The organism is Pseudomonas saliphila (genome assembly GCF_008638345.1).
Taxonomy (GTDB): Bacteria; Pseudomonadota; Gammaproteobacteria; order Pseudomonadales; family Pseudomonadaceae; genus Halopseudomonas; species Halopseudomonas saliphila.
In genome coordinates this window covers 180072-192368 of sequence record NZ_VTVA01000003.1, presented here as the reverse complement: position 1 = coordinate 192368, position 12297 = coordinate 180072, and the positions used below count along the sequence as shown (strand labels likewise).

General features: G+C 59.9%; 15 protein-coding genes. 7 read left to right on the top strand and 8 right to left on the bottom strand.

Annotated features, from left to right (window positions below; translation table 11 throughout):
* Positions 1 to 20: 20 nt before the first annotated feature.
* From FHK95_RS04815 to FHK95_RS04805, 3 genes are all read right to left on the bottom strand, one after another.
* Entirely contained in the window at positions 21 to 1400 is a 1380-nt protein-coding gene (locus FHK95_RS04815) for an adenylate/guanylate cyclase domain-containing protein (RefSeq protein WP_150303609.1), read from the bottom strand.
* Between the two features lie 195 nt (positions 1401 to 1595).
* A complete protein-coding gene (locus FHK95_RS04810) occupies positions 1596 to 2180 on the bottom strand; it encodes an HD domain-containing protein (RefSeq protein ID WP_150303473.1) in 585 nt (194 codons plus the stop codon).
* 77 nt (positions 2181 to 2257) lie between these two features.
* Positions 2258 to 2593, bottom strand: coding sequence for an Mpo1-like protein (locus tag FHK95_RS04805; protein WP_150303472.1), 336 nt, complete (start codon positions 2591 to 2593; stop codon positions 2258 to 2260).
* Positions 2594 to 2774: 181 nt separating this feature from the next.
* Between FHK95_RS04805 and FHK95_RS04800 the strand changes: the two genes are divergently transcribed.
* Both FHK95_RS04800 and FHK95_RS04795 read left to right on the top strand, forming a co-directional pair.
* On the top strand, positions 2775 to 3800 hold the full coding sequence (locus FHK95_RS04800; protein ID WP_150303471.1) for an AraC family transcriptional regulator: 1026 nt from the start codon (positions 2775 to 2777) through the stop codon (positions 3798 to 3800).
* Positions 3801 to 3873: 73 nt separating this feature from the next.
* Positions 3874 to 4437 (top strand): nitroreductase family protein, encoded by a 564-nt coding sequence (locus FHK95_RS04795; RefSeq protein ID WP_150303470.1) that lies wholly within the window; start codon positions 3874 to 3876, stop codon positions 4435 to 4437.
* Here the strand turns inward: FHK95_RS04795 and FHK95_RS04790 are convergent.
* The 5 genes from FHK95_RS04790 to FHK95_RS04770 all read right to left on the bottom strand — a co-directional run bounded on the left by FHK95_RS04790 (position 4434) and on the right by FHK95_RS04770 (position 7627).
* Positions 4434 to 5762, bottom strand: a complete 1329-nt coding sequence (locus tag FHK95_RS04790) for a HAMP domain-containing sensor histidine kinase (protein WP_150303469.1) — start codon at positions 5760 to 5762, stop codon at positions 4434 to 4436. The genes FHK95_RS04795 and FHK95_RS04790 overlap by 4 nt on opposite strands.
* Before the next feature lie 4 nt (positions 5763 to 5766).
* Positions 5767 to 6108 carry a Spy/CpxP family protein refolding chaperone gene (locus FHK95_RS04785; protein ID WP_150303468.1) on the bottom strand — a complete coding sequence of 114 codons (342 nt, stop codon included), beginning with the start codon at positions 6106 to 6108 and terminating at the stop codon, positions 5767 to 5769.
* Between the two features lie 124 nt (positions 6109 to 6232).
* Complete coding sequence (locus tag FHK95_RS04780; RefSeq protein WP_150303467.1) at positions 6233 to 6913, bottom strand: response regulator transcription factor; 681 nt, start codon at positions 6911 to 6913, stop codon at positions 6233 to 6235.
* A complete protein-coding gene (locus FHK95_RS04775; RefSeq protein ID WP_150303466.1) occupies positions 6910 to 7311 on the bottom strand; it encodes a hypothetical protein in 402 nt (133 codons plus the stop codon). Before FHK95_RS04775 ends, FHK95_RS04780 begins: the two co-directional genes overlap by 4 nt.
* A gap of 13 nt (positions 7312 to 7324) precedes the next feature.
* The gene (locus FHK95_RS04770; protein ID WP_150303465.1) at positions 7325 to 7627 is read right to left on the bottom strand and encodes a YciI family protein; all 303 of its coding nucleotides are present in this window, start codon (positions 7625 to 7627) and stop codon (positions 7325 to 7327) included.
* Between the two features lie 108 nt (positions 7628 to 7735).
* Here FHK95_RS04770 and FHK95_RS04765 point away from each other — a divergent pair, with 108 nt between their 5' ends.
* The 5 genes from FHK95_RS04765 (at position 7736) to scpB (ending at position 12235) form a co-directional block, all read left to right on the top strand.
* Positions 7736 to 8590 (top strand): PHP domain-containing protein, encoded by an 855-nt coding sequence (locus FHK95_RS04765; RefSeq protein WP_150303464.1) that lies wholly within the window; start codon positions 7736 to 7738, stop codon positions 8588 to 8590.
* 109 nt (positions 8591 to 8699) lie between these two features.
* Positions 8700 to 9338: an L-threonylcarbamoyladenylate synthase gene (locus FHK95_RS04760; protein ID WP_150303463.1), complete on the top strand. Its 639-nt coding sequence runs from the start codon at positions 8700 to 8702 to the stop codon at positions 9336 to 9338.
* Positions 9339 to 9383: 45 nt separating this feature from the next.
* Positions 9384 to 10601, top strand: coding sequence for a tryptophan--tRNA ligase (locus FHK95_RS04755; RefSeq protein WP_178114712.1), 1218 nt, complete (start codon positions 9384 to 9386; stop codon positions 10599 to 10601).
* 1 nt (position 10602) lies between these two features.
* The gene (locus FHK95_RS04750; protein ID WP_150303462.1) at positions 10603 to 11487 is read left to right on the top strand and encodes a segregation and condensation protein A; all 885 of its coding nucleotides are present in this window, start codon (positions 10603 to 10605) and stop codon (positions 11485 to 11487) included.
* Positions 11468 to 12235 carry an SMC-Scp complex subunit ScpB gene (gene scpB, locus FHK95_RS04745; protein WP_150303461.1) on the top strand — a complete coding sequence of 256 codons (768 nt, stop codon included), beginning with the start codon at positions 11468 to 11470 and terminating at the stop codon, positions 12233 to 12235. Before FHK95_RS04750 ends, scpB begins: the two co-directional genes overlap by 20 nt.
* Positions 12236 to 12297: the final 62 nt, after the last annotated feature.

The following is a 12297-nucleotide window of genomic DNA, read 5'->3' as shown; positions in this document are numbered from 1 at the left end:
AGCGGGCCGATGCCACTGAATCAGACGATAACCTTGTCCTTGAGCTTCTGCGCCGCGTGCTCGAGGGCCTTGATGACCTCGTCCTTGTCGTAGTTGCGGATATTGGTGGTATCCAGATACATGGAAAAGCCAGGCAGCTCATGCTCAACGAAACTGGGCGCCGCCCCGAGATCGCGCCGCAGACCGACGACCTGATAGACCTGCACCGGTTTGGAGAAGCCCTTGACCATCACCTGACCCTTGTCCCGGCACATGACCAGATCCTTCACCAGTGCCCAGGTCTCATGGGGTATCAGGATCTCACCGGCTTCGGCGGCATTTTCCAGACGGCTGGCCAGATTCACCTCACGCCCGATGATGGTGTAATCCATGCGGTTGTCGGCACCGAAGTTGCCTACCGTGCAGTAGCCGGTACTCAGACCCATGCGGATCTCCAGTGGTCGGGTTATACCCTGGCTGCGCCATTGCTGGCGCAGCACCTTCATGTGTTTGCGCATGGCGATCGCCATGGATACTGCCGCTTCGGCGTCCTGTTTCGCGCCCTGAGTGGCAGGGTCGCCGAAGAACACCATGACGCAGTCGCCAATGAACTTGTCGATGGTGCCGCCGTATTGCAGGGCGATACGCGACATCTCGTTCAGATAGTTGTTGAGCAGATCGGTCAGCGCCTCGGCTTCCATCTCCTCCGCCAACTCGGTGAAGCCGCGAATGTCGGAAAAGAAAACGGTGAGCTTCTTGCGGCGGGTTTCCAGCGTGACCGACTGCTTGCCGGCGAATATCGATTCCCAGACCTGGGGTGACAGGTATTTGGACAGGTTGCTGGCCAGCAGGCTGGTCTTCTCCTGCTCTGCGCTGATCACTTTTTGCGCCTGCTCCAGCTTGCGGCCCTGATGGTAAACGAAGGCCGCGACGATAACGGTGAAGGTCGCACCGCTGGCCAGGCTGGTGAAGTTGACCAGGGCGCCGCTGTAGAGTTCGGGTTGTGGTGAAATGATGGCAGAGGCGACCAGCAGCCCGACGACCGTCAGTAACCAGCCTGCAATCAGATACAGCGGCCCGCCAACAATGATGCTGGCAAGACTTAACAGCATGATGAATACCAGACTCGGCACTATATTGAATTGGCTTAGCGTGATGAATATGCCTGTATGCAAGCCGTCGAGGGCAAGCAGCGCCAGGCGACTGCGCAAGCCTTCGATACGCCGCAGTCGGTCTACCGCCAGTTGAGCAAGATGGGGAAAGAGCAGCGCGTAAACCACCACCGAGACGTTCAGGGCGCTAACGCCTTCTTCGACGGCAATCGCAATGTAGGTAATGGCTACGCACAGGTACGCCATGACTCTGGAATAGTAGCCTTCCAGCGGAGGTCTGACCGGTTTCAGGCGCTTGTGCATGTTCATCGTCAGCTGTTCCTTGGCCATTACGACGGCCGTGGCTGATCGTTGTTATCGAGACGCGCCCGCTCGAATGCGGGCCATGTCCCGGCTGATCAACCCAGGGGAGAATCCCAAGCGGATCATAATATGCAACTGTCTCGGTTGAAAGCCTTTGACGCGATCGGGGAAGGGCGGGCTTGCTGTCGTCTGTTCAGACGCTCAGGACGCCGCGCTCTCGGTTTTATAAATGGACTGGCGCGGTCGGGCAAAAACGCGGCGGAGCATGGGTTCAAAGAACGCCAGCGGTTCGCTCGTATAATCCGGGTCAAATGCCGGCGCGTCATACAGTGCGCAGAATTCAGCGGTGCGCTGGTACAGCGGATGATCCTTGAACTGGTCCCGCAGATGCCGGTCCATGCCCAGGTGGTGGAAGAAGTAATACCCCTGAAAGACGCCATGCTTTTCGACCATCCAGAGGTTCTCCTCGGAGACGAAGGGCTTGAGGATGGCAGCAGCTATATCCGGATGATTGAACGAGCCCAGCGTGTCGCCGATATCGTGCAGCAGGGCGCAGACAACGTATTCTTCATCGCGCCCGTCACGGTGCGCGCGGGTGGCGGTCTGCAACGAATGCTCGAGACGGTCAATCGGAAAGCCACCAAAGTCGCCATCGAGCAGTTTCAGATGCGCCATGATCCGGTCCGGCAGCTCGCGGGCGAAGGATCTGAAGTGGCCGGAAATGAGGTTCCAGTCTTCAGCTGTACCCTCTTGCATGGTGCGAAAGGTGGCGCGTTGTTCACTCATTTGGAGACTCTCCGCAGTTCGGTTTTCCCGATCATAGGTCCGGAAGGCTGGCCGGACTGTCGCGATGTAGACAATCCTTAGAAACGAATGCGTCCAGTCAGGGCGTCGCGCAGCATTACCCAGTCGCCCATGAAACTGTAGAGCGGATGCTGAAAGGAAGCCGGTTTGTTCTTCTCGAAGAAGAAGTGTCCCACCCAGGCAAAGCCGTAACCGGCAACCGGTAGCAGCAGGAGCAAGCCCCAGCGCCCGCTCAGTAGCGCATAGATCAAAACGGCAAGGACCAGTAGACTGCCAACGTAGTGCAGGCGACGGCTGGTGTCGTTACGATGCTCGCTGAGATAAAACGGGTAGAACTCGGCAAAGGAGTTGAAATGCTTGCCTTCTGCGGATGGAGTAGTGTGCGATGGTTGCATGGTGCTGTCTCTTTTTGTGTGCACGGGCGTGCCAGCGATATTACAAGTCTAGCGGCGTGAGTGTGCGTGTTACATGACCGTTCGGGCCAAAGCTCTGCCCTTGGTCCGGTTTTCACTCAGACGCTATCACCAGGATTGCGCTGTTCAGGATCCTTCCTCGAGCTGTCTGATCAGGAGCAACATGCCGACTGCTGAACGAACCACATCGTCGAGCTGGGCCCATGCAATCGTCGATGCGTTGCAGGAAGGAGGTGTCGATGGCCGCAGCCTGCTTTCAGAGCTGGGGCTCGATAGTGCCCTCCTTGAGGACCCCGACGCGCGGATTCCGCAGGATCAGATGACCCGTATGTGGCAGCTGGCAGTGTCCCGTTCAGGGGATCCTGCCATCGGCCTCAACATGGCGAAGGTAGTTCGACCGGCGCATTTCAATGTGGTCGGTTATGCATTGATGTCCAGCCGCAATTTGCGCGAAGGATTCGGCAGGCTGGTGCGTTATCAGCGGATCATCGGTGAGGCGGCTGATCTTGACCTGCAGGTCAGGCCTGATCATTACGCGCTGGTGGTTTCCATTCATGGTGACCGCTTACCCGTGTCTGCGCAGAGTCATGACGCAGCCCTGGCGTACGCGCTGGCGTTCTGCCGCTGGATGACCGGACGAGACATCTTTCCGTTGAAGGCGCGTTTTGCCTATCCCGAACCAGCCGATATTACCGCCTATCAGCGAGTGTTCGGCTGCCCACTGGAATTCGGCGCCGATTGTTACAGTCTGAGCTTTTCCCGCGAGTTGATCGAGTGGCCGCTGGCGACCGCCAATCCACAACTGGCGCGGGTTCACGATCGGCTAGCCAATGAGTATCTGGCGCGCTTCGAGGAGTCGCACGTGAAGCATCAGGCGCGCCAGATCCTGTGCCGGCTGTTGCCACAGGGCGAGCCGAAACGTCAGGCAGTGGCTGATGCGCTGCACGTCAGTACGCGCACACTGCAGCGTCGATTGCAGGAGGAGGGCACCAGCTTCCAGCAGTTGCTGGATGAAACGCGCCGCGAGCTGGCCCGGCAATACCTGTCCCAGCTGGATCTGACCTTGCTGGAAATCGCCTATTTGCTCGGATTTGCTGATCCGAGCAATTTCTTTCGAGCCTTCAAACGTTGGTTCGATATGCCGCCGGGGCAGTACCGTGCCCGGCAACTGGCCGTAACTGAGCCCTGAAGGCAAATGCCAGTCAGGCTTCAATGATCAGGGTCTTCCGCTGGCCCACCAACCACAATGAGGTGAAGAATTGATGGACGCGCTTCAGGCCCTGCATGAGCGAGTATCGGTACCCCGTCTGATCGGTCCGGCTCCGACCGCTGCGCAACGTGAGGCTCTGTTCAAGGCAGCCCTGCGCGCTCCCGATCACGCCTATTTGCGTCCCTGGCGATTCCTGGTGGTGGAAGGCGAAGGGCTTGAGCGTCTGGGTGAGCTGTTTGGCCGTGCAGCGCTGGCGCAGACCCAGGATCTTTCGCCAGATACCCTGGCGCGCTATCAGGGGCTGCCGCTGCGCGCGCCACTGATGATCATTGCCATCGGCCGCCACATTGAGCACCCGAAGGTGCCGCTTATCGAACAGGAAATGTCCTGTGCGGTGGCGGTTGGCAACATGCTGATTGCTGCACATGCGTTGGGGTTGGGAGCGGTGTGGCGAACGGGTGATCTGGCCTATGATCCCATCGTGCGGCAGGGCCTGGGTCTGGCGGACAATGAGTTCATTGGCGCCTTTCTGTATGTCGGGCATCCCGCTGGCATGCGCAAGCCTGTTCCGTCACTCGAGGTGGCCGACTTCTTCCAGAGTTGGCCGCCGAGCTAGCTCGGCTGGCTCTTGTCGAGCTCGATGACCGCTGCGAATCCGCCGCTCTCGGTGCTGCTGAACGATAACGTGCCGGCGTGCCGGGCAACGGCTCGTCGAGCGATGGCCAGTCCCAGGCCGTGCCCGCTGTCGGCGGGTTGATCGGGCACTCGCACGAAGGGCTCGCCCAATTGCGATATCCATTCATCGGAGACGCCCGGGCCCTGATCCTCGACTCTGATGCGATAGCTGTGCGCGGTTGTCTCCAGCCGCACGCGGATGACGCCATCGGCGGGCGAAAAACGCAGCGCGTTGCGCAGCAAGTTGTCCAGCGCCGCTGACAGTTGTTCTCGCCAGCCGCGCAATGTCGCCTGGGTGTGTCCGTCGATCTCCAGCGTCTGCTGACCATGCGCGGCGAAACGTGCATCTTCCACGACATCGCTGACCATCTGGTCGAGATCAAACTGCTCCGCGGGCAGATCCTGCGTATCCAGGCGGCTCAACGTCAGGATGTCGTCGATCAGTCGGTCGACCCGCGTGCATTCCTTGTCCAGCCGCTGCCACAGCGGATCATCAGGACGCAGTTCCTGTTTACTGCCGATAGCCAGTGCGATACGCATGCGGGCCAGTGGCGAGCGCAGTTCATGGGATATATCGCGCATCAGCTGACGCTGGCTGTCGAGCAGGCTCTGGACGCGTTCGCCCATGCTCTGGAAACGCCGGGACAGCTCGCCAATTTCGTCCCGGCGCTGGCCGATATGTTCCAGCGTGCGAGCGTCAAATCGCCCTTTGGCCAGTTCCTGCGCTGCCTGACCCAGGCGCCGCAACGGGGCTGTCAGATAGCGGCTGAGCGCCAGGCTGATCATTGCCAGCACGGCCATTGCCAGAGTGATATTGGCGATCAGGGCAAAGGGTGTACGTTGCCAGCGAAATAATTCGGGCGCGGGAATATTGAGGGTCAGTTGGTAATCGGCGATATCCGAGGTCCAGGCCAGTTGAAACACGCGACCGTGGCGGAAGCGTGCCGGCGGTTGCTGTCCTGGCAGCGACGTCTCGAAACGGGGGAGCGAAGGCAGCGTCCCGGTAAGCAGGCTGATCCCCTGGTCGTCATACAGTTGCGCGCGCAGGCGGTGTTCCTGACGCTGCGATTCGAGCCAGCGCTGCGCAGCAGCAGGCCCTTGTTCTTCGTAGGTGTCGATCAGTTGTTCGGAAAAGTCACGAAGTTGCGGATGAAACTGCAGCAGGAGCCAGTCCTGCTGCAGTGCGCGGCTGACCAGAAATCCCGAACCTCCGACCAGTAAAGTAGCGATCCAGAGTACAGCAAAGACTTTCCAGAACAGCCGCATTGACTTAGTTGTTCTCCGACTTCATGGATTTTTTGTCGCCGTAGTTTTTCATCATTTTGTCGCGGTTTTTCTCGTGGAACTCGTCGAAGCGTTCACGCTGTTCTTCATCCAACACTTCGTCCATACGCTCCTTGGATTCCTCGTGAATCTCGCGATGCTTTTCCATCTGCTCTTTCTTGATTTCACGGAACTGCTCTTGTTGCTCCGCAGACAAATCCAGCTCTTCGGTCAGCCGGTCCATATAGCGATCTTTGTGCTCGCCGCCACCCTTGTGCTGAGCGGCAAACACTGAGCCGGACAGGCCGAGGGTAATGGCGGTGACGCTGGCAATCAGTAAATTTCTCATGGATCTATCTCCCGATTCGGTTAATGGCCAGGTGGCCGGTAGAACAAGTGTAGGAGATAAGGTGTCAGCCAGGCCCCGGGGTGGGTAAAGGATGTGTAAAGAAAAATTAATCGGTGGGCATGATTCAGCTGTACAGGTAACCGCGTCCACGGATCGACTGGATACGGGGGCGGCCGTCCGGGTGCATGCCGAGCTTGCGGCGCAGATTGCTCATATGCATATCCAGGCTGCGATCATAGGGTCCGAGGGGCTTGCCGAGGGTCTCGCGCGAGAGGGTCTGGCGATCAATCAGCTGCCCGCTGCGTTCAAGTAGTGTGCGCAGGATGAGCGCTTCGGTCTGGGTCAGCGGCAGGGGCTGATCGTTCTGCCAGGCCATGAGCGTGTCGATGTCGAGGCGGATATCATCGGCCTGGATGCTGGTGTTTTCGGGTGCCACGGCCTGGCTACGCCGCAGCAGCGCGCGCAGCCGTGCGACCAGCTCCCGCGGATCGCAGGGCTTGGGAAGATAATCGTCGGCGCCCAGTTCCAGCCCGAGTATGCGGTCAACCGGTTCGCCCCGGGCGCTGAGCATCAGTAGCGGGGTGTTGCAGCTCTGGCGTAGCGCACGCAACACCTCAAGCCCAGTCATGCCGGGCAGCATCACGTCCAGAATGATCGCTTCGAAGGACTGGCTGCGCGCCATGTCGAGGCCGCCGGGCCCATCATGGGCGCATGTCAGCTGAAATCCCTCAGCTGACAACCAGTCGACCAACAACTCGCAAAGCTCCTTGTCGTCGTCGATGATCAGGATCGCGTGTTCGCTCAATTCAACCACTCTTTGCGTCGGCGGCCTCCGCCGACCTTGCCCGCCAGAAATCCGAGCAGCAGGCTGCCGGCTACGGTGGCGCCACCAATCAGAAACCACTTCTGGCGCTGTTCTTCCATCAGCACAACAGCCTGCAGATCCGCCTCGTCCCGCGCGGCCCGCAACGCCTGGTTTTCCTGCTCCAGTTGTTCAAGCTGTTGGTGAGCGCCCGTTGCCAGTTCATCGGCCAGACGCTGGCGCTCGGCTTCGATACGGGCCAGCTCGGCCTGCAGTACGCCCAGGTCCTGCTCGCTGGTGGCTGCTTCGGTTTCATCAACCTCGGTTACCTCCTGCGCGCACACCACAGCGGGGAACGAGAGGCAGCACAGCAATAGTGCACCAGAGAAAAATCTCGGCATGTCAGACTCCTTGTCAGGCCGGCAATACGGGTTTGAATGGTTTGACGGTCACGTGCTGGTACACGCCGGCACTCACGTAGGGGTCGTCGTTGGCCCACGCCTGGGCAGCCTCCAGCGATTCGAACTCGGCGATAACCAGACTACCGGTAAAGCCGGCCGGGCCCGGATCATTCGAGTCGATTGCCGGATGTGGACCGGCAACCAGCAGTCGACCGCCAGCCTGCAATTGCTGCAGTCGCTCAAGGTGAGCGGGCCGAGCAGTGAGGCGAGCCTCAAGTGTTCCTGGATAATCGCTGGCGAGTATGGCGTAGAACATGAATGGTCCCTGCTTGATTTCAAAGAAGGCTAACTTATGCCATTACATTAGGCGTTGTCAGCGTCCGGGCCGCATAATAGTCCCATATTATCTGCACCGGAGATTGATTTGCTAGCTGACCTGCACATGCACAGTACCGCTTCTGATGGCAGTCTGACGCCCGCCGAGCTTATGCGCCAGGCGGCGGCGTCCGGCGTCGAGCTGATTGCCTTGACTGATCACGACTGTCTGGACGGCCAGCAAACCGCGCAATCCACCGCTCAGTCTCTGGGCATGCAGTGGGTTTCGGGAGTAGAGCTGTCTGCCCAGTGGCAGGGCCATACCTTGCACGTTCTGGGTTACGGCTTTGACCCGCAGGAGCCGGGGCTGGTGGAGGCTATCAACAAGGTCCAGGAAGGTCGCTGGCGGCGCGCCGAGCAGATTGCCCAGCGCCTGGCTGGCAAGAATATGCCGGGCGCCCTGGAAGGGGCATTGGCCGTGCAGCGCAGTGCAGGGGCAGAGTTACACAGCCCGCCAGCCCGGCCGCATTTTGCCGATTGGATGGTCAACGCTGGGCATGTACGCGACCGTTCCGAAGCCTTTCGCAAATGGCTCGGGGCCGGCAAGCTGGGCGATATCAAGCAACACTGGCCGGAACTGGCCGAGGCGATTCAACCCCTGCGCGACGCAGGTGGTGTGGCTGTCATGGCGCATCCCTGGCACTACGGCTTTACCCGCTCGCGCCTGCGTCGCCTGCTGCGTGATTTTGCCGAGGCCGGTGGCCGGGGCATTGAAGTCGTCAACGGCAAGCAGCCGCCTGAACAGGTCGCCTATCTGGCCAAATTGAGCGTCGAATTCGGGTTCTTTGCCAGTTGCGGCAGTGACTTCCATCACCCGGATTCGCCCTGGATGGCGCTCGGCAGGATGACGGCAATGCCGCCCGAGTGCACACCAGTATGGGCTGACCCGCAGTTTTGCCGCTAAAATGCAGCCAGAATACCCAGGGAGCTGAATTTCGCCTGGGCAGCTGACGCTGAATCGCTTGCATGTCAGCCCAGAAGCTCCCGACACAACAACAGCACAGGACCGGACCGTGAGCCAGTATTTCCAGATTCATCCAGAGAATCCGCAGGTCAGACTGGTGCGCCAGGCGGCTGAAATCATTCGTCAGGGCGGGGTGATTGCCTATCCCACCGATTCTGCCTACGCGTTGGGCTGCCACCTGGGCGACAAGGATGCGCTGGAGCGTATTCGCCGTCTCCGCCAGTTGGACGACAAGCACAACTTTACCCTGGTGTGCCGGGATCTCTCGGAACTCGGCGTCTATGCAAAAGTCGACAACGCGGTATTTCGCCTGTTGAAAGCGAATACGCCAGGTCCTTATACCTTCATCCTGAATGCCACCAACGAGGTGCCGCGCAGGCTACTGCATCCCAAGCGGCGCACCATCGGGTTGCGCATCCCGGATCACCGCATCACTTTGGCACTGCTCGAAGACCTCGGCGAGCCGCTGATGAGCGTGACCCTGATGATGCCGGGAGATAACCTGCCGCTGACTGATCCGGAGATGATCCGTGATCGCCTTGGCAAGCAGCTCGATCTGATTATTGATGGCGGTGCCTGCACGGTTGAGCCGACCACCGTAGTCGGTCTGCTCGATGGTGATATTGAAGTGCGTCGGGTGGGGCTCGGCGACCCTGAGCCCTTCGGCGGCAGCCGCGGTTTCGAATGAGCGTCCCCGACAGCATCACATTCCATTCCCTATCAGGAGTTCCCCTTGAGTTCTGTTGAATCCCAGCGCCGCGTGTTGTCTGGTATGCGTCCCACCGGACGCTTGCACCTTGGTCACTATCACGGCGTTCTGAAAAACTGGGTCAAGCTTCAGCATGAGTACGAGTGCTTCTTCTTCGCTGCTGACTGGCACGCTCTGACGACCCATTACGAAACGCCGCGGGATATCGAGCAGAGTATCTGGGACATGATGGTTGACTGGCTGGCGGCGGGCGTCAGCGGAAACTCGGCGACCCTGTTCGTTCAATCACAGGTCCCGGAGCACGCCGAGCTACACCTTTTGCTGTCGATGGTGACGCCGGTGAGCTGGCTCGAACGGGTTCCGACCTACAAGGATCAGCAGGAAAGACTGCGCGATCTGGATCTGGCCACCTATGGATTTCTGGGTTACCCCTTGTTGCAAAGCGCAGACATTCTGATCTACCGCGCCGGCCAGGTGCCGGTGGGTGCCGATCAGGTCTCGCATGTCGAATTTACCCGTGAGGTCGCACGACGGTTCAATCATCTGTACGGCAAGGAAGTCGGCTTCGCCGAAAAAGCCGAGGCGGCCGTCCACAAGATGGGCAAGAAGGCGGCCAGGCTATACGGCAACCTGCGCCGGGCCTATCAGGAGCAGGGCGATACCGAAGCCCTGGAAACCGCGCGCGCGCTGCTCAAGGAGCAGCAGAACATCACCCTTGGCGACAAGGAGCGGTTGTTCGGCTATCTGGAAGGGGGCGGCAAGGTCATCCTTACCGAGCCGCAGGAGCTGTTGACGCCGGATTCGAAAATGCCGGGGCTGGATGGGCACAAGATGTCCAAGTCCTACGGCAATACCATCACGCTGCGCGATACGACTGACGAGATCGCGGAAAAGATTCGGCGTATGCCGACCGATCCGGCGCGGGTGCGGCGCAACGATCCGGGCAACCCCGATGTCTGCCCGCTGTATGAGTTTCATAAGGTATACAGCAATGATTCGACCCGCGACTGGGTGCAGAAAGGATGTCGCAGTGCCGGCATCGGCTGCCTTGAATGCAAGCAGCCGGTGATTGACGCCATTGCCGCTGAGCTGGGTCCGATGCAGCAGCGCGCCACTGAGTACGAATCCAATCCCGATGCGGTTCGGCTGATCATCAGTGAGGGCACCGAGCGAGCCCGGGATGCCGCGCGCGATACTCTCTCCGAAGTGCGCCAGGCCATGGGCCTGCAGTACCGGCAATAGTATGAGCGTGCCGGAGCACAAGCAGCCGTCGACTCCAGGTGATCGCCCCGACACCGCGACAGCCGACGTACTGCTTGCGCCCGGCACCCAGCACGAGCTGCCCTTCGCTACGGTGTACGGCAAGGCACTGACCGAGCTGCCACAGGATCTGTATATACCGCCCGAGGCGCTGGAAGTGTTTCTCGAAGCCTTTGAGGGGCCGCTCGATCTGCTGCTCTATCTGATCCGCAAACAGAACATCGATATCCTGGATATTCCGGTCGCGGAGATTACTCGCCAGTACATGGGCTATGTCGAACTGATGAAGGTCGTGCGCCTGGAGCTTGCCGCCGAATATCTGGTCATGGCTGCCATGCTGGCCGAGATCAAGTCGCGCCTGTTATTGCCGCGGCAGAAGGACGAGGAAGACGACGACCACGATCCGCGGGCCGAGCTGATTCGCCGGTTGCAGGAATATGAGCGATTCAAGCAGGCGGCGGAGGAGATCGACAGCCTGCCGCGGGTAGGTCGCGACATCGCGCTGGCGAGCGCCGAGGCGCCGACTTATCAGTCCGCCAGAGCCCATCCGGAAGTCAGTATGCAGGAACTGATGTTGGCGCTGTCCGACGTGCTGCGCCGCGCCGACATGTTCGAAAGTCATCAGGTCACCCGCGAGCTGCTGTCGACCCGCGAGCGGATGGCTGAAGTGCTGGACCGCCTGCGCGGTGGCCAATTCATGCCCTTTGTCAGCCTGTTCAATGTCAGTGAAGGGCGGCTCGGGGTGGTGGTTACCTTTATGGCCGTGCTGGAGCTGGTCAAGGAGCAGCTGGTTGAGCTGGTGCAAACCGAGTCGTTTGCGCCCATTCACGTCAAGGCGCGAGGTGAAGATGAAACAACCACCGCTTGAACATATTCTGGAAGCCGCCATGCTGGCTGCCGGCAAGCCATTGTCGCTGGATCGTATGCGCGAACTGTTCGATGAATCCGCGCGGCCGAGTGTGCGGCAATTACAGAATGCCTTGGCACGGCTGCAAGAGCAGTATCTGGGACGCGCTATCGAACTCAAGGAAGTTGCCAGCGGCTGGCGCCTCCAGGTGCGCGAAGAATACTCGCCCTGGGTCAGTCGTCTCTGGGAGGAGCGGCCACAAAGGTACTCCCGCGCGCTGCTGGAGACGCTGTCGCTGATTGCCTATCGGCAGCCCATTACCCGGGGCGAAATTGAAGACATTCGCGGCGTCGCCGTCAGCAGTCAGATAGTGAAAACCCTGATGGAGCGTGAATGGGTGCGTATTGTTGGCCACCGCGACGTGCCCGGCCGTCCGGCCATGTATGCGACGACCCGGCAGTTTCTCGACCATTTCAACTTGACCAGTCTGAGCGAGCTGCCTGCACTGGCGGAGCTGCGCGACCTGGATCAGATCGAAGCCGGGCTCCCCAGCGTCGAGGCATCCAGCGCTGCGTCCGACGAACAGACCCCCTGGCTGCCAGTCGAACCCCTGAGGCCACTGGATGGGGCCGCCGGGGAAACGGGCTTTCATGCTTTGCTCGACGAGCTCAATTCAATGGAATCGAATATCAAGACCGACTTCAGTGACCTGCACGTCGATAGCTCTGATGAAGACGGCACTGGTTCCGATGGAACGGGAAGACCCTAGCGTGTAACCGCCTGGCGGTGGTATTCTCCCGCGTTCTGTTTCCTATTCGATATACACCGGGA